Origin of the sequence: Wenzhouxiangella sp. 15190 (assembly GCF_003417465.1) — a bacterium.
In the GTDB taxonomy this organism is placed as follows: Bacteria; Pseudomonadota; Gammaproteobacteria; order Xanthomonadales; family Wenzhouxiangellaceae; genus Wenzhouxiangella.
The window spans coordinates 17,003-34,881 of record NZ_QVMV01000015.1 but is presented as its reverse complement, the minus strand read 5'-3'; the positions used below and the strand labels follow the sequence as shown (position 1 = coordinate 34,881).

Here is a 17,879-nt window from a genome sequence, read left to right as displayed (position 1 = left end):
GAATGCCGATTACGCCCCAGGGACGTCGAAGACGCCATGTGTCTAGACGGAGCTGGAGCGAAGGCGGAAGCAAGATCCTGAAGCCCGCACGTCCGGTTGGTCCTGCGGTGCATCCGCAATCTTTTAAGCGCGCTTTTGGTTACTTTTTTCGCGCGAGAAAAAAGTAACTCGCCGCAAGAGCGCGCGAAGCGCGCCGGGCGAAACAGAAGTTGACTTGTCGAAGCCGTCACAGCGGCCGCTCGGCAACTAGCCGATCTGGCGACCAAGCATGCGATGACCCATCGCTAACGCCTTATCGCTTAGACCTCAGGACAACCTCGCCTCCTCTCCATAAGGCGGCACATCCAGCGCCTCGCCCGAGACAATTCGTTCCTGGATCCCCTGCCACCACTCGGCTTCGAACAGCTCTCCGTGGGCTTCCTCGAGGACCTCCAGGTAATCACGCCTGAGCGCCATGAAACGGGGAAATTCCTCCGGAAAGACATCGTTGTCGGCCACGTGAAACCAGGTCTCGTCGCTATAGATGTCGATATCATCGCGGGCTTTCGGCATCCTTCGAAACCGGCAGTCGGTCAACAAGGCCAGTTCGTCGTAGTCGTAGAACACGACCCTGCCCGAACGCGTCACGCCGAAGTTCTTGGGCAACAAGTCGCCGGCAAAGATATTCGAACGCGCCAGATCCTTCAGCGCCTGCCCCATGTCGACCAGAACCTGCTTTGCCCCGCCGACCTCGACTTCGGACAGGTAAAGATCCAGGGGTCGTACCCGCCGCTCGACATAACAGTGACGGATGACCAGGTCGTCACCATCCACCCGAACGATCCGCGAACACTCCTCCAGCAATTCTTCCAACAGTTCCGGGGCAAAGCGGTCGCGTTCGAAACGCAATGACTTGAACTCCTGCACATCGAGCAGGCGCCCGACCCGATCGTGGCGGTAGACAAGTTGGTAACGCTCGATCACCTGATGGCGCTTGATGGTCTTCTCCGGTGCGAACTTGTCGCGCAGAAGCTTGAATACCAGGGGGTAGCCGGGCAGCGTGAACACCGCCATGACCATGCCCCGCTTGCCCTCGGCCACCTCGAAACGTTCATCAGGATGATCGCTCATGTAACGTCGGAAAGCGCGATAGCGCTCGGTCTTTCCCTGCTTGGCCCGACCCAGAACGGAGTAGAGTTCGTCCACCGGCTTGTCGGGAAGTAGGCTGCGCAGGAAAACGACCGCGTCGGCCACGGTCGGCAGATCGGCCAGAAAATAGCTGTAGGTGTAACCGAACAGGATGCTCAACTGCAGCCGACGGGTCAGCAAGGCGTCGACGGCGATGGCATTGTCACGACGGCACAGCGCAATCACGCAGGGTACATGCCGGGTACGCCCCAGCACCCGTCCCACCAGATAGGCGCGTCCCTCCCGATAGAAGACGGTTTCGAGCAGCTCGATCGAAAGCGCCTCGTCGCCCTCGAGCACCTGTTCCATGCGCCCGGCCAGTCGTCCGGCATCGCGTTCGGCATCCACCCAGGGCAGACCGAATGCGTAATCGTCCAGAATTCGCCCGAAGGCATCGGCCAGGCGCTCGCCGACGATATAGGTGTAGCGTGCAACCGGGTGCGTGATGCGATCGCTGGGCTGGAAGTCGAACGCCACAAACTCGATGGCCGAATCCACACCACGGGTCTTGAACAGCCGCCGGGTGATGGTATTGAAAAAGGTCTTGTAGAGTTCCGCGTCGAGCTTGCGCTTAATCAGGCTGGCGAATACGACACGCATGTCGCGCCAGATGCTGCGCGAGAACAGGCGGTTGGCCAGCAGCCCTTCCAGGCGCGAGATGGTCTCGTTGACGATCTGGTCGTAGAGCTCGAGACGGGCGACGACATCAGTGCGCATACCGGCGCGATCTCCCTTCTCGAACCGGCGTTGGCCACGACGGGTGATGTCGGAGAAACTGGCGTTGTAATCGTCGAAGCCGGCCACGACCAGCCCGCTGGCTTCACTGACCAGATTCCGATGACGCCGATCCTGGCGCCGACTGTCCACCAACCGTGACATGCGGGAATTGTAGCGCCCTTTGATGCGCCAACAGGGCGTAAACAAACCCGCGTGGATCGGGATTACACCCCCACGGACAACCTGGTGGGCCACACGTAGCTATGCGTGTACACAGACCGGATACCTCGTTTGCAGTCCCGCCCCCGCCCCCGCCCGATCATCCGGCCACTGCCTGCGCGCCCCATACCGGCAAGTTCCAAGTCGGCAGCTACTACTCCGAATTCGTTAGTTGGACCAGGGCGTCGCCGAGACCGGTCAGGTAGATCGGGCCGCCTTCGGTCGTCAGGATCATGCCGGTGACAAGCCCAGGCAAAGGCGACCACATGTCCGGGCCAAAAAGCTCAAGGCGCGGTTCGCCGCTTTGGGCTCGACGCCGCCATTCGACCATGAGCTGATCGTGTTCTTCCGTTTGCGGATGGAAAGCCGTCGACCATTCGCCGGATTCGGGATCGACGACCAGCAGCGCGTTGGCGATCGGCGAGGCGACCCAGAGCCGCCCGGCGGCATCGAGTTCGATGTTGTCCGGTGTCGGGACCCGGGAGATCACGCGTCGGTTCGACAGTCTGCCGGTAGGCACCGACAATCGGTAACCAATGATGCGATCGGCCATCGTTTCCGCCACGTACAGATACCCGCGCTTTTCGTCAATCGCCAGGCCATTGGCGAAGTCCAGTCCGGAATCCATGCGCCGGAGCTCGGGAAAGGGCTCGTGATCATTGGTCGGCGAGAGGCGAAAGAGCGCGCCGTCCATGGGTTTCTCATCAACGGCCGCGAACATCCTGGCCTCCGAATGCGGACCGTTGTTTTCAGTCGACTGGGTAAACCAGACCGCGCCGCTGCGATCGCGCCGGACGGAATTGACGCCGAATTCGTGCTGATGAATCCGGACCACCTGCTCGGTTTGGCTGTTGACGCGGTAAATGGCCCCGGTCAGCACATCGGCCACCAGCACGTGCATCCCGCCGGGCTCCAGCGCGACGCCGTTCGGGCCGGCGCTTCGGGCCGGCGGTTCGTGAATGTGTCCTGCTGACTTGAAATCGCCGAACGGGCGTTTCGCGCCATCGGGGCTCAGCGCGACGAGGCCGTGCACCTGGTCGGCGATCAGCAGGGTGCCGTCGGCGAGCATCACACCGTCCTCGGGCCGCACCAGCGAACGATTGGCTGGCACCAACGCGACCTGCCTCAGTGCGCCGACATGCGACTGCGTGACGTCGCCCGAGGCCGATGGATCATTCATCGTCGCCACCAAGGCGGCTGTGTCAGTGTATTGTTGGAATGCGACAAGTTTGCCGTCTTGCACCATCCATGAATGCACGAACGGTATGTCGAGCTCCTTGCCGGTGGCTTTCCAGGTCTCTTTGTAGCGGCCGAAGACCACGACGCGACCGCCTTCGGAGACATACTCATGCGGCGTAACGCTGATGTCTTCCCATTCGCTGACCAGGCGCGCCATCAAACCGGACATGACGGCCTCGGGCCCAATGTAGGGGTTCAGATCGGCATAGGGATTGCCTTCAGCCTCGTTCCAGACAATATCCGGCGCCATCAATCCGGCGAGTCCCTCCGTGTCGCCCACGGCGAACAAGGTATAGACGCTCTCGACCACTGAACGGGACGATGCCTCACCAGATGTGCCGGCTTGAACGGAAGTGCCCAGGGAGAGGGCGAGAAGCGCAAGAATGAATCGTTGCATGGTGGCATTCCTTGTGGAACTGGATTGTATGTTGGGCCAAGTCTTCGGTAATCCTTACTCCGGGTGCAGGTAAAACACCTTGCTCATGATCTGCCAGCCATCTTCGATCCTGACCAGCGTGAAGAAGTCGGTGAAACGATGTCCGGTCCAGTTGTGGAGCTCGATGGGCGCTGTCGCCGCCGTGCCTTCGATATCGATCCGGATGTCGTCGGCTTCGAGGTCTGCGGCCGGGCCGTTCTCGGTATGCCAGTCGTAGAACATCTCGATCGGGCCGGCGAAAAGATCCGGCCCGACGTGGCCGCAGATCGTGGCCAATTCGTGGAAGATCGGGCGCAGGGTTTCCACACTCCCGGTTCGGCCACCTTCGATGTAGGTATCCATCAGCGTCTCGATCTGGCGAATATCGCCCTCGGCGAGAGGATTGTTCATCGACTTTTCTCCTTGTTCAGGTGGATTCCGGTTGGGCCGCGGGGCGAATGAAGCGCGGGCGTGACGAGCGTCAGGCTCATCGCTCGAGTCCCGGGCGCCGGTCGGACTTGCGGAACGCGTCAGAGCAATTCACTGACTGCACCTCGTATCGGCGAGACCGGCTCGTGCACAGCGCGTACCCGGAAATCGTCCAACGAGCCTCCGTCACGCACGGCCGCCAGCCACGCTTCAGGATCGAATTCGACGCCGATCGGGTTGGCTTCGAAAGGCGGGCCGGAAATATAGGCATTGCATTCCTCAGCGGTGTCGAACGCGTCGACCTGGAATTCCATCTGGTTACCGTCGGGGTCAGCGTAGTACATCGAAATCGTCAGCCCGTGGTGGACGCACCAGTAGGGTTCGATGCCGTTGGCCTTGCAGTGCTCGTAGTTGGTGAAGAGATTCTCCAGCGAGGCATGCGTCCAGGCCAGGTGATCGACGCCGACCCAGTTTGTCGCTTCCGGCTCGGATCCGTCCGGATCGATCACGGACAGGTCGAGGAGCGCGAACCGATGGTGCTCATCGTCGAAGGTCAGAAAGCTCATCGCGGGGTTCTGGTGTTGAACCCTGGCGCCGAACACGGTGCTGTACCAATTCAACATCTCGGCAAAGCGGCGGGTTCGGTAGACCACGTGGGCCAGGGCTTTGGGGGTGGCAGGCATAACATTTTCCTCAACAATGGTTGGTGGCAGACGGCGCCTGGCGGGCCAGGCGGACTTTCTCATTCATAAAAGAAGCGCTCCTCGATGATCTGGCCGTTGCGCACTGCAAACACGGCGATTCGACTGTGCGGCGTGCGCCGGCCGGCATGGGCGATCAGCATGTCGGCGAACAATGCGAAGTGATCGCCTGTCACGAATGGGCCGTCGACGCTCAGGTCCTCGATGCCGTGAGTCGCAAGCCAGTGCAGATTTCTGGCTCGCACCGCCTCGATACCCCGGCACACCTGATCGGCGCCGTCCGGCAGCGCGTGCGGCTCGATGCTCACCACGTCATCAGCCCAGTACTTCTCGCCGGCGGCGCGGAATTTCCCGGCCAGCCACAGCGCCGTAAAGTCGGCGGCAACGTCGTCCGTGGTGGGCGTGGGTTCGCTCATCACTCGGCTCGTGCGTCCAGACGGAATTCGTTGGTTACCACCGCGGCGCACAAATTGCCCATCGACACATTCGGGCTCACAGACCCACCAGTCGTGGTGCGGTGGCCTGCCACCAGTCGGTGTTCCAGAGCAGATAGATCAGCAGAGAGGAAGGCAGGAAGCCAGCCAGCCAGAGGCTGTAGGCCTTCTGTACCTTCCGCGTGCGCAGCAGACCCCAAATGAACATCGGGGCCACCGCGAGCAGGATGTACAGGATCGGGCCCAGCGGAGTCTCGGGCATAGTGTTGGGCAGCCAGTCGATACGATCGAAGGCAGCCGGCAGAGGAAGCGCCACGGCAAGAAAGATCAGGCGTTTGTGCATGCCGGGGTCGGACTTGCGCAGATACAGGGCGATGCCTATGTAGATCGCGAACAGGGTGCCGACCTGAATCTGCAGCAGCATGATGTTGCTGATGATGACCATGATCTGCTGAAGCTCGGCCTGCGCTTCAGGCGGAGCCGCCTGCATCATGCCCCAGACCTGGTGGTGGATGATCGGAACCAGAAGACAACCCACCACCACGAGAGCGGGGGCCATCACGATGCCGGCCATGCCAAGCTTCTGGTGATGTTGCTGCCTGCCCATTGCCGCTAGTAGGGCCTGGACCAGGAGTAGCACAAGGAATGCACCCATCAGCACGGCGTGCGCATGCAGCATGAATGGGAAGGGTGGCCGCATACCGACTTCGACGGCGGCGATTTTCTCCAGGGAAGTAGGGATGAAACCGGTGAGCGTGATTGCGATGAACCACGCCGCCATCAGCACGAAGATCCATCTGTCCATGAAGCGGGTCAACGAGCTAGCCGACGCGCGGCCAGATGTGCGGTAATCCGGACATGAGACCGTCGTACTCATGGCTCCTCTCCGGGGAATGAACATGAAGCTAGCTGACTGCCTACCGTCCTGCTTCCTACTGCGCGCACAAGACCTGAGCGGTACATGGCAGTTCTCCTTTTAAGATGTCTCGAAGGGAGTCCAGCCACGCTGCAAGAGACACCCCCCTGCAGCGCAGTGGACGACCTGATTACTTGATCGTGATTTCCCGGGTGAGGTATTCGCCCTGGATTTCGCGAATCTCGTTATACAGCTCGAGCACCTTCTCGTTGCTGGCATCCATATTCTCCTGTCCCCAGGCTTCCATGAACGCGTTGTATCGCTCACGGCTCGGCGCCATCATTTCCGTACTTGGGAATTTGATAACCAACAGGAGATCGAACGCATCAGGCGCGACAGCCTGATTGGCATGGATTGAGTAATACTCGACATGGCCGAGAGACTTCGCTACTTCATTGGCTGCAACCCAGGTCGACTTCAGGCCTTCCAGATAGATATCCTGAGTACCCGGATCGAGCTTGACCATGGTCAGTGACCAGATAGCGTCCGAGACTTCATAGTCTTCCCAGACTTCCAATTGGGCTACAGCTGGCGCGGCGATCAATACACCCAGCAACATGGAGAAACCGATTGCGCATTCGCGCACAAGATTTGAACGTTGCATAGCATTTCCTTTTAGAGTTTCTACAGTGTTGACGCTTGATACCGCGTCTTCGCGGCTTTCGGCTGCTTGGAGATAAGCCTCCGTTCTGCACGAAATCATGTCTGGCTGGCCAGGAAACCTTTGTCCTTCTTTCATGACGCCACCGCCCGACGCAGCTTTGGCGCCGTGCCATAGGTCAGCGTCCGCCACAGCCATTCCATCGGGCCGTACTGAAATGTCTGGAGCCAGAAGTTGGAGAGGACGGCCTGCACGAGATACACAGCACAGGCAAACGCGATCAGCGCCTGAACGGACCACTGGCCGGCCTGGTTCAAACCGATGCCGTAAAAGACTGTCAGTCCGATCAGGGTCTGCCCCAGGTAGTTGGTCAGCGCCATTCGCCCGGGCGCGGTCAGAAACCGCAGGCCGCCGGAAGCATGACCCCACAGCAGCACGAAACCGGCGGCATAGGCCAGGCCCAGTGGAATCACGGCAAAGGTATAGGCGATGACGGCATACAAGCCGTTCAGGGAATGCGGCCGATCAAAGCCGATCCCGTCGAGTGCGGCCAGGATCGGGCCGGCGATGACCCCCGACAATCCACCGATCACCAGCACGCCGACCAGCAGCCGGGTGTTGCCAAGCAGTTCACCGCGCACGAGTCTGCGCCCGGCCCACAACCCAAGCAGCATGATCGCGAAGAGCTTTGGCCAGCGCCAGGTATCGAACAGATAGCCAAAACGAAGCACACCAAGAGCGAAGGAGGATTGCAGCCGCTCGCTCCAGTCGCTCAGGCGAAGATCGACCATCGGATGTTGAGCCCCCGGCGGCATCATGGCATACGCCAGGTTGTACAAGCCCAGGCTGGGATCCACGTCGAACGCCCAGAACAGCGCGTAACCGACGATGGGTACGAGCAACGCAAGGCCCGCGATGATCAGCAGGATCCGGTCGCTCCAGTGGCGGACGGCCAGCAACATGAAACCGAGCAGCGCGTACGGCGTGAGAATGTCACCCACCCAGAACACGAACAGGTGGATCAGGCCGAAACCCAGCAGGATGCTCGTACGCCGCAGGTAGATCTGACTGGCAGCCGCGCCGCGCCCTTCCAGCCGCTGCAGCTGAAGGGCAAAGCCCAGCCCGAACAGGAAGGAAAAGAGGGTATAGAACTTGCCGTCGATGACGGCCAGGTGCAGAAAATCGATCAGCTCGTATGCGTTGCCGGCCAGGGCGCTTCGCTGGTCCGCGCCGAGAAACTCCCAGCCGCTGAAGAAACGAATATTGGCCAGAAAGATGCCGAACAGGGCAAAGCCTCTGAGCGCGTCCAGAACCTCGTGACGTTCGGCGCTTGCGATTGGGGCGAGGTCAGTCATGCTGCGCCGCCAGGCTGATTCAATGTGATATCCATCACAAAATAGCCTGCGCCGCGGCCGGCACCGAATCAACGGTGCCAGCGTCAAACTTGCGTCATTTCTGCGTCAATCAGTGTTAACTAATGCGCGCTTTGGTGGGGGCGGTCAGCGGAATTCGGTGCGGGCAGCAGATCCGGCCAGCCGTATTTGTCCCAGGCCGAGAGCAGGCCGATACGTTCGGCAAATGCGAGAAATTCGGGGTGAAGACGGACCTGGCGGATGGGTTCGATATCGGCCCAGAGCGACATCAGGCAATACATGTTGGCCGGGGTGATCTGGGTTCCGAGGGTCTTGAAGACCATCCTGGCATAGCCCATCCAGATGGCCGGGGCGACGATGCTGGTGTCGCAGGGATCCGGCAGGGTTGCGTGGAGGTAGTCGAGCATGGCGCAGTACACCTTCCGGTGAACCGCGCGTCCGCTGCAAACACCCCTGGCAGCCAGCCGCCAGTAGGTATCGAGGGCCGGCCCGCTGAGCGGCCTGGTGCCGGCCGGCGGAAAGATCACCGTGTTCATCAACAATCGCGTCTGCCAGTACTGCTCCACCGCGCGCTTGCGGTCGCCCGATGCCGCCGTGGCCACCGCCAGCCACATCGACGGCAGGCCGAGATCGACCATGCGCTGGCCGGCTGCGACGGCTCGATCGAGGTTGCCGAGATTGAGCTGGGCGACACAAAGCATCCCGAAGTTGCGGCCGTTGACCGGGTCCTGGTCGATCGCGGCCTCGATGTAGGGCAGCGCCTCGCGCGTTCGGCCGATATAGAGCAGGAACGAGCCCAGGCGCAACGCGACATCAGGATTGTCGGGCTCGAGCCGGTAGGCCTCGTGCGCCAGATCGAGCGCGCCGACAGGATCGTTCTGGGTCCAGCGATGGATTCCCAGCATGGCGCGCGCGTGGCCTTGGGCCGGATCCAGTTCGATCGCCTTGGCTGCGCACTCGGCCATGCGGGCCGACTTCTCGAGCCGGTCATGACATGGGGTGTAGACCACGGTGTAGACATGCGCCTCGGCCAGCGCCGTCCAGCACGCGGCGAAGTCGGGGTCGATCGCCAGCGATGCCTCCAGCAGTTCCACGGCCTTGGCCAACACGCCGTCGCCGATTGCGCGCGCGGTCAGCGCGCGACCCTGGAGATAGAGTTCGTAGGCTGCCTTGTCCGGCGTTGTCCGGCGCGGACCCGGCAACCCGATCTCCAGCTCGAGCGCACTGGCAAGCTCACGGCTCACGGTCCGGGCGATGTCTTCCTGCAACCCGAATATATTGCCTGTGTTGCCGCGATAGCCCTGCGACCAGCACTCGAAGCCGCTGTTGCCGTCGACCAGGCTCACATGAACACGCAACTCGTTATTCCACCGTCTGACCGATCCCTGGATCAGGTGAGAGACGTGAAGCGCCCGGGCGATCTCCGGAAGCGGCCGCTCGGAGTCCTTTGTGTTGAGAGACGATCCGCGACCGGCCACCAGCAGTTGCGGCGATTGTCCCAGGGTGGTGATCAGCTCGTCGAATAGACCCTGAGAGAAATGGCCCTGATCATCGGCTGAGTCAAACGACTTGAACGGCAGCACCGCAATCCTGATTCTTGCATCGGATTTGCTGGGCCCGGTTGCCGGATCCCGCAGCCGCCAGGCATTCAGCAGTCTTGCGTGTTCGCGGTCGTCTCCGCGTCGCTGCCAGTCCGAAAGCGCGTCCTCGACGGCGCGTTGCAGGCGTTGCTCGACCTGTGCGCGCCGAACGTCCAGCCACTGCTGGAAAGATTCGCCAAAATCCAGTCGACCGAGCAACGGCCGGCCGCCGATTCCCAGCAGCAGTTCGCTGGCCTCTGGTTTCGGCCCGTGGATGAGGGCCGATACCAGTTCGGCCAGGTCGGATCTCACGGCCGCGGCGCTGATGGCGACGCGATCGCGGGTGACGTCGAAAAGATTCGGCGCGACCGGCGACAGCTGCTTTTTCAGCCCCAGCAGTGTCTGCCTCAGGCTGGCCCGGGCCTGCGCCCTGAAGCCCCCTCGCCACAACAATTCGCACACCCGGTCACGTTCGATGGCGATGCCCGGTTCCAGGCACAATATCGCCAGCAGGGCACGCGCTCGTTTCCCGGTCACGGCGATTTCCTGGCCGTCGGGGCCGGTCAGCTTGAACGCGCCGAATAGCGTGACATGGAGTCTGGAACAGGCGACCCCGCGTCTATTCGGCGTATTCGTCGGGACCGTCATCGTCGCTCCAATGATCTGATCGCATACCGGTCAACGCGTCCCCGGACAAGATTGAAGCCGTCGATACTCATCGCGGCCCGGCCCTTTTTCTGCCCACACTCGAATACCCGGCGCGGAATCCGACAGCGAGAAAGATGGTCGCTCGCTCTTGCTTTTCAGACATCGAAGCAGCGAATTTTTGTGAACTGCTTCACATATTACCCCGGCATTAACGCGGATTGCAGCCTGCCGGACGCCGTCACGCTCGTTCTCAGTAGTTCTGCAGCGGATTCTTAGCCGCTGTCGCGCCAGCCCGACGTGATGGGATAACGGCGGTCACGGCCAAAGGCCTTGCGGGTAATACGCGGACCGGGCGCGCCCTGGCGGCGCTTGAACTCCGAGGCGAGCACCATTCCGGCAACCCGTCGAACGATGGCTTCGTCTGCGTCGACTGCGGCGATGTCGGCGATCGACTGGTCCTGCTCGACATAGCGGGTAATGATGTCGTCGAGCACATCGTAGGGCGGCAGCTTGTCCTGGTCGGTCTGGCCCGGCGCCAGCTCAGCCGATGGCGGACGATCGATCACGCCCTGTGGAATCGCCTCCGACACCGTATTGCGCCATGCCGCCAGTTCGTAGACCAGGGTCTTGAGAACATCCTTGATCGGACTGTAGCCGCCGCACATGTCGCCGTAGATGGTCGAGTAGCCGACTGCCAGCTCGCTCTTGTTGCTGGTCGCGAGCGGTAGATGGCCGAACTTGTTCGACAGGGCCATGACCACATTGCCCCGCGCACGCGCTTGCAGGTTTTCTTCAGCGAAGTTATCGCGCGTGCCCTCGAACACCTCGGCGAGCTGCTTGAGTTGGGCCTGGTAGATGGGCTCGATCGAGATGTTCTCGTAGCGCAGGCCGAGCAGCTCGATCTGCTCACTGGCCAGGATCATGGAAAGCTCCGAGGTATGCCGGGAGGGCATGACCACCGCAAGTACCTGTTCCGGGCCGAGCGCGTCGGCGGCGATGGCGGCGGTCAGCGCCGAGTCGACACCGCCGGACAGTCCCAGCACCACTGACTCGAAACCGTTCTTGGTAACGTAGTCGCGCAAGCCCCGCTTGAGCACTTCCCAGATCACCGGCAATCGCTCGGTTTCCCCGGCCGGCCAGTGCCGATAATCGAAACTGCCGCTGGCGGCATCGAAATCCAGGCAAAGCAAGGCTTCGGCGCACAACGGTGCCGGATCGGACAACCCGCCCCGCCCGTCGATGGCCAGTGAGTGGCCGTCGAACACCAGTTCATCCTGGCCGCCCACGCAGTTGAGGTAAATCAGCGGAAGGCCGGTTTCATCGTGGCGTTCAGAGAGAATGCGAGCGCGCTCGCGGTGCTTGCCCTCGAAAAACGGCGAGGCATTGACCGATACGATGATTTGGGCACCTGCCTCGCGAGCGGCCCGGGATGCCTCGGGGGTCCAGGTATCCTCGCAGATGATTACGCCCACCTTCGCGCCGGACACGTCCATGACCAGCGGCTTGTCGCCGGGCACGAAATAGCGGCGCTCATCGAATACCGCGTAGTTGGGCAGATCCCACTTGTCGTAAGTGCCGATGACTTCGCCGTCGCGCAGCCAGGAGACCGCATTGAAGCGCTTGTCGCCTTCGGCACGCGGGTGGCCCAGGATCACATCGATTCCGTGCACCTGCTGCGCAATCTCGGCCAGCGCCGCGTCGCTGCTTCGCATGAAACCCGGGCGTAACACCAGGTCCTCCGGCGGATAACCGGTCAGCGCCAGCTCCGGAAAGACGATCAGGTCGGCGCCGAGCTCGTCACGAGCACGCGCTACCTGCCCGAGGATACGATCCCGATTGCCGGTAATGTGACCGACCTGGAAGTCATCCTGCGCGAGGGCGATTCGAAGCATAAAGGCTCCAGGTTTCAGGGTTCAGTGTTCAGGTTTCAGGAAATCCCGAGCGCCGCTCGTCCTGAAACCTGAAACCTGAAACCTGAACCCTAGATTACTTCAGGCGGCCGGCGATGGCGTCGCCGAGTTCCACCGGCGAGCGCACGGTGGTGACCCCGGCCTCTTTCAGGGCTTCGTACTTGGCCTCGGCCGTGCCCTTGCCGCCGGCGATGATGGCGCCGGCATGGCCCATGCGTTTGCCCGGGGGTGCGGTGACGCCGGCGATGTAGGCGGCCACCGGCTTGGTGACGCGATCGGCGATGAATTCCGCCGCTTCTTCCTCGGCTGAACCACCGATCTCGCCGACCATGATGATGCCCTCGGTTTCGGGATCTTCCTCGAACAGCGACAGGCAGTCGACGAAGTTCATGCCCTGGATCGGGTCGCCGCCGATGCCAATGCAGGTCGACTGGCCCAGGCCCACCTGGGTGGTCTGGTAGACCGCCTCGTAGGTCAGCGTGCCCGAACGGGAAACGACGCCGATCTTGCCCTTCTTGTGGATCTGGCCCGGCATGATGCCGATCTTGCACTCGTCGGGCGTGATGATGCCCGGGCAATTGGGACCGATCAGGGTCACATCGTCGTAATTGTTGAGCGCGGCCTTGACGCGCATCATGTCGAGCACCGGGATGCCCTCGGTGATGCAAACGATCACGCGCACACCAGCGTCGGCGGCCTCGAGGATGGCGTCGGCCGCGAACGGCGGCGGCACGAAGATCATAGAGGCATCGGCACCGGTTTCCTCGACCGCTTCGTCGACGGTGTTGAACACCGGCAGGCCGAGATGCTCGTTACCGCCCTTGCCCGGCGTCACGCCGCCGACCATGCGCGTGCCATAGGCAATGGCCTGTTCGGAATGGAAAGTGCCCTGGCTTCCGGTAAAGCCCTGGCAGATGACTTTGGTCTTCTTGTCGATCAATACACTCATTACAGATTCCTTCAGGCGCCGGCCGCTTCCACGGCCTTGCGCGCACCGTCATTGAGATCGTCGGCGGGGATGATGTCGAAGCCGCTATTGGCGAGCAGTTCCTTGCCCTTATCCACGTTGGTGCCCTCTAGGCGGACAACCAGCGGAACATTCATCTCGACGTCCTTGACCGCGTTGATGATGCCCTCGGCGATCGCGTCGCAACGCACGATGCCGCCGAAGATATTGACCAGGATGGCCTTGACGTTATCGCCCTCCAGGATGAGCTTGAACGCCTCCTTGACACGCTCGGCATTGGTGCCGCCGCCGACGTCGAGGAAATTGGCCGGCTCGCCGCCGGCGAGCTTGATGACGTCCATGGTCGCCATCGCCAGGCCGGCGCCATTGACCATGCAGGCGATATTGCCGTCGAGCGTGACGTAGTTGAGGTCGTGCTTGCTGGCAGCCAGCTCGGTCGGATCCTCCTGCGACTCGTCGCGCATTTCGGCAATGTCGGCGTGCCGGAAAAGCGCGTTGTCGTCGGCGTTGAGCTTGGCATCGAGCGCACTCAGGTCGCCGTTGCCGTCGATGATCAGCGGATTGACCTCGATGAGGCTGATGTCCTTTTCCATGAACAGGCGATAGAGTCCATCCATGATCTTGATCAACTGGCGCACCTGTTTGGCGTCGAGTCCCATGCGGAAGCCGATGTGGCGCGCCTGGTAAGGCATGAAGCCGGCCGCGGTGTCCACCGGCGCAGTGATGATCTTTTCGGGCGTTTCGGAAGCGACCTGCTCAATGTCGACGCCCCCGGCGGCCGAGCCCATGAACACGACCGACTTCTGTGCGCGATCGACCAGGGCGCCCAGGTAGAGCTCCTGCTTGATGTCGGTGGCCTCTGCAACCAGCACCGAGTTGACCGGCAGCGCACGACCGCCCGTCTGGTAGGTCTCGATGTTCATGCCGAGCATCTTGTCGGCGGCATCGCGAACCTCGTCAAGGCTGGAGACCAGCTTGACGCCGCCGGCCTTGCCGCGCCCACCGGCATGGACCTGGGCCTTGATGACCCATTCACTGCCGCCAATCGCCTTGGCCGCGCTCACGGCCTCCTCAGCGGTGGTTGCCAACTGTCCGCGCGGCACCGGAATGCCGTACTGCTCGAACAGCTCCTTGGCCTGATACTCATGAAAATTCATGCTTGGAAACCCGTTCTTTGGTGGATGAATTCGATCCTGAAAGTCCAGCACCCGGCCGGCTGGCCGGAAGCGCCTAAACCGGCGTATTCTGGATCAAGCCGCCCCAATTATCAAACCGAAAGCCCCCGCAGAGCGGAATTACGAGGCCAACAGGCAAAGGCGACGTCCGGGGCAGACGGCGGCCCGGTAAGCTCGGGGAGTAGTATACTCAGGGTCAGTAAACATCGCGAAGGGACGTAGCAGAATGCCCCAAGAGCCGGTGTTGACCGCGGCTTCGCTGAACCTGGAGAACAAGTCTTGAGAGCGTTCGGCACACTGGTTGGCGACGAACAGACTGTAGGCCGCGCCCTGCACTACCTCAATGCCTTTCGGCTGCTTGTGTCGTTCGCCGCGCTGGGTGCCGTTTTCGGCCCGCCGGCTTCCGAACTCGAAGGCTACAGACTCTTTCTGGCGCAGGCGGCGGCCCTGACCTATGCCGTCGGAGCCGTCGGTTTCATGGTGCTGCACCTGCGGCGCCGCATGGAAGTCGCCGAACTCGCGTCGTTCTCCCTGGCCAGCGACCTGATCCTGATCGGCCTGATCCTGCATGCTTTCGGCGGCATCGAAAGTGCCCTGGTCATCCTGCTGCTATTCACCGTCGGCATTACCGGGCTGATACTGGACGCCCGAACCACGCTGCTGTTCGCGTCCCTGGTGACCCTGGGCCTGCTCCTGGATGCCTGGCTCAACCATCGGGGTTCCCTGGAGGCGAGCTCGTTGTTTCAGGCCGCGCTGTATGGCGCGGGCGCCTTCGGTATCGCCGTCGGCGCCTCCCTGCTGGGACGCTGGGGACGCGAGTACAAGCTTTTGGCTGAACGCCGCGGCCTCGATCTGGCCAATCTCGGCCACATCAACGAGCTCATCATTCACAAATTGCGCTCCGGCGTCCTGGTGGTCGACTCGCACAACCGGATTCGCCAGATGAACGAAGCGGCGTGGTACTTGCTGGGCAACCCACCGGTCAGCGACCGCAACCTCCGGAGCATAGCGCCGCCGCTTGCCGACCGCCTGGAGCGCTGGCGCAAGACCGGCAAGGTCATGGACGAAGGCTTGCTGCTGCAATCCACGCAGTCGGCCGTGGTACCCACCATGCTGACCATGCCCGGGGTGGACGATTCCGAGGCGACCCTGATCTTTCTCGAGGACACCTCGGTGCTGACCCGTCGAGCCCGCGACCTGGCCCAGGCATCGCTCGCCCGGCTTTCAGCCAGCATTGCGCACGAAATCCGAAACCCCCTCGGTGCACTCAGCCACGCCGCCCAGCTTCTCAATGAATCCGAAGATCTAAACAAGGCCGACCGAAAGCTGCTCGGCATGATGCTCAATCATGCCACCCGAATGAATGATATTGTCGAAAATGTCCTGAAGCTCTCGCGCCGAGAGCGTGCCCGCATCGAGTCGGTCAACCTGATCAGCTGGATCCGCAAACTGGCCAGCGACTTTCGACGCTATCACAAGCTTGATGCCGGTCGCGTCAAGCTGGAAATCCCCTCCGCCTCGATCATGGTGATGATCGATTCCAGCCAGCTCAATCAGGCCGTCTGGAACCTGATGGACAATGCCCTCAAGCACGCCAGCGTCGACGGACAGGAGGTGGTGATCACCCTGCGGGTCAGCCCGATCCGCGGGCATCGTGAAATCGCGCTGGATATCATCGACAATGGTCCCGGAATCCCGCTGGAAAAGAGGTCACAAGTATTCGAACCATTCTTCACGACCCACAAACAGGGATCTGGCCTGGGCCTTTACCTGGCGAGGCAGCTTTGCGATGCCAATCAGGCCCCGCTGGAATATGTTCAGGTCCCCAACCGGGGCGCCTGCTTCCGCATTCTGCTTCGGCGACCGGAATCCGGAGAAATGACGGAAAACAGGGACAGCCAGCCGGCCCGGGCGAAACGGGCCACGGGTTGACCCAATCAGAAGCTGAACTTCGAGGACGGCAATGAGCGAACTGCGCGCTTTGGTGGTAGACGATGAACCGGATCTGAGGGAATTGCTCGACATGACCCTCACCCGCATGGGGCTGGACGTCGACACCGCCGAAGATCTGTCCAGTGCGCGCCGACTGCTGGCCAACGGCACCGACTATGCTCTCTGCCTGACTGACATGCGCCTGCCCGATGGCAACGGGCTGAGCCTGATCAAGGAAATCTCGCGCGATCATCCGAACTTGCCGGTTGCCATGATCACCGCCTACGGCAAGGTCGATGATGCGGTGACCGCGCTCAAGTACGGCGCTTTCGATTTCGTGTCCAAGCCGGTCGACCTGGAAGTGCTGCGCAACATGGTTCGCACCGCCCTCAAGCTGCGCGAAGACGATACCGAACAACAGGCGAGCAAGCCCGACGAGCAAAAACCCGCGGAACATTCCACTGCCGGTACGCCACGCGGAGAGAGCTTGCTGCGGCAGCGCCTTGTGGGCCGCTCGCAAGCCATGGACCGGGTCCGCCAGACGATTACCAAACTGGCCCGAAGCCAGGCACCGGTTCTCGTCAGCGGCGAATCCGGCACCGGCAAGGAACTGGCTGCCCGCCTGATCCATGACCTCGGCCCGCGCGCGGAAAAGCCGTTCGTGGCCGTCAACTGCGGGGCCATTCCATCCGAACTGATGGAAAGCGAATTCTTTGGACACATGAAAGGCAGCTTCACCGGTGCCGATACCGACAAGGAAGGCCTCTTCCAGGCGGCCAATCGCGGCACACTGTTTCTCGACGAAGTGGCCGACCTGCCGCTGAACATGCAGGTCAAGCTGCTGCGCGTCATTCAGGAAAAGACCGTGCGCCCCATCGGCGGGCGCGAGGAACTCAAGATCGACGTTCGCATACTCTCGGCCACGCACAAGCCGCTCAAGCCGCTTGTCGAGTCGGGTGACTTCCGCAACGATCTCTACTACCGCCTCAATGTCATCGATCTGCCCATGCCCAGCCTGCGCGATCGTCGGGGCGATATCCGCCTGCTGGCCGAGCACTTCCTGGGCGTGATCGGCGAGCAGTGGGGCGAGCCGCCGCGAAAGCTCAGCACGGCCGCCATGGATAAACTCCAGAATCACAAGTTCTCGGGTAACGTGCGAGAGCTGGTCAATATTCTCCAGCGGGCCGTGACCTTGTGTGAAGACGACGAGATCACGGTCGAGGATCTCAACATCGAGCAATCGGTTATCGAGGACGAAGAGGTCGATGTCAGTCCGCCGCAGAACCGGAGCCTGGACGATTACATGGAAGACATCGAAAAACGCATCCTGGAAAAGGCGCTGGTCGACGCCAAGTACAACAAGACCGAAGCTGCCCGGCAACTCGGCATTTCGTTCCGTTCATTCCGCTACAAGATCAAGAAGTACGATATCGACTGATGGTTACAACCTCGACCG

The 17,879-nt window shown here is 61.6% G+C and carries 14 protein-coding genes; 2 read left to right on the top strand and 12 right to left on the bottom strand.

Annotation, left to right across the window (positions count from 1 at the left end; translation table 11 throughout):
* Positions 1–306 precede the first annotated feature (306 nt).
* The 12 genes from aceK to sucC all read right to left on the bottom strand — a co-directional run bounded on the left by aceK (position 307) and on the right by sucC (position 14,473).
* Positions 307–2,046 (bottom strand): bifunctional isocitrate dehydrogenase kinase/phosphatase, encoded by a 1,740-nt coding sequence (aceK, locus tag DZK26_RS04260; protein WP_116897379.1) that lies wholly within the window; start codon positions 2,044–2,046, stop codon positions 307–309.
* 211 nt (positions 2,047–2,257) lie between these two features.
* Entirely contained in the window at positions 2,258–3,739 is a 1,482-nt protein-coding gene (locus tag DZK26_RS04255) for an SMP-30/gluconolactonase/LRE family protein (RefSeq protein ID WP_116897380.1), read from the bottom strand.
* A gap of 54 nt (positions 3,740–3,793) precedes the next feature.
* Positions 3,794–4,168 carry a nuclear transport factor 2 family protein gene (locus tag DZK26_RS04250; RefSeq protein ID WP_116897381.1) on the bottom strand — a complete coding sequence of 125 codons (375 nt, stop codon included), beginning with the start codon at positions 4,166–4,168 and terminating at the stop codon, positions 3,794–3,796.
* Between the two features lie 119 nt (positions 4,169–4,287).
* Positions 4,288–4,869 (bottom strand): VOC family protein, encoded by a 582-nt coding sequence (locus DZK26_RS04245; RefSeq protein ID WP_116897382.1) that lies wholly within the window; start codon positions 4,867–4,869, stop codon positions 4,288–4,290.
* Between the two features lie 59 nt (positions 4,870–4,928).
* Positions 4,929–5,303 carry a SnoaL-like domain-containing protein gene (locus DZK26_RS04240; RefSeq protein WP_116897383.1) on the bottom strand — a complete coding sequence of 125 codons (375 nt, stop codon included), beginning with the start codon at positions 5,301–5,303 and terminating at the stop codon, positions 4,929–4,931.
* Positions 5,304–5,379: 76 nt separating this feature from the next.
* Positions 5,380–6,198 carry a hypothetical protein gene (locus DZK26_RS04235; protein ID WP_220337037.1) on the bottom strand — a complete coding sequence of 273 codons (819 nt, stop codon included), beginning with the start codon at positions 6,196–6,198 and terminating at the stop codon, positions 5,380–5,382.
* Between the two features lie 169 nt (positions 6,199–6,367).
* Positions 6,368–6,976: a hypothetical protein gene (locus tag DZK26_RS14110; RefSeq protein ID WP_147316852.1), complete on the bottom strand. Its 609-nt coding sequence runs from the start codon at positions 6,974–6,976 to the stop codon at positions 6,368–6,370.
* A complete protein-coding gene (locus DZK26_RS04225; protein WP_116897386.1) occupies positions 6,973–8,193 on the bottom strand; it encodes a DUF418 domain-containing protein in 1,221 nt (406 codons plus the stop codon). The genes DZK26_RS14110 and DZK26_RS04225 overlap by 4 nt, the downstream gene beginning before the upstream one ends.
* Before the next feature lie 119 nt (positions 8,194–8,312).
* Complete coding sequence (locus tag DZK26_RS04220; protein WP_116897387.1) at positions 8,313–10,439, bottom strand: hypothetical protein; 2,127 nt, start codon at positions 10,437–10,439, stop codon at positions 8,313–8,315.
* Between the two features lie 272 nt (positions 10,440–10,711).
* Positions 10,712–12,331 (bottom strand): NAD+ synthase, encoded by a 1,620-nt coding sequence (locus DZK26_RS04215; protein WP_116897388.1) that lies wholly within the window; start codon positions 12,329–12,331, stop codon positions 10,712–10,714.
* A gap of 94 nt (positions 12,332–12,425) precedes the next feature.
* Positions 12,426–13,298 carry a succinate--CoA ligase subunit alpha gene (gene sucD, locus DZK26_RS04210; protein WP_116897389.1) on the bottom strand — a complete coding sequence of 291 codons (873 nt, stop codon included), beginning with the start codon at positions 13,296–13,298 and terminating at the stop codon, positions 12,426–12,428.
* An 11-nt stretch (positions 13,299–13,309) separates the two neighbouring features.
* Positions 13,310–14,473, bottom strand: a complete 1,164-nt coding sequence (sucC, locus tag DZK26_RS04205) for an ADP-forming succinate--CoA ligase subunit beta (protein WP_116897390.1) — start codon at positions 14,471–14,473, stop codon at positions 13,310–13,312.
* Positions 14,474–14,770: 297 nt separating this feature from the next.
* On the opposite strand from sucC, the gene DZK26_RS04200 reads away from it, so the two are divergent.
* Positions 14,771–16,423, top strand: coding sequence for a nitrogen regulation protein NR(II) (locus DZK26_RS04200; protein ID WP_116897391.1), 1,653 nt, complete (start codon positions 14,771–14,773; stop codon positions 16,421–16,423).
* A gap of 31 nt (positions 16,424–16,454) precedes the next feature.
* Complete coding sequence (locus DZK26_RS04195) at positions 16,455–17,861, top strand: sigma-54 dependent transcriptional regulator (protein WP_116897392.1); 1,407 nt, start codon at positions 16,455–16,457, stop codon at positions 17,859–17,861.
* Positions 17,862–17,879 lie beyond the last annotated feature (18 nt).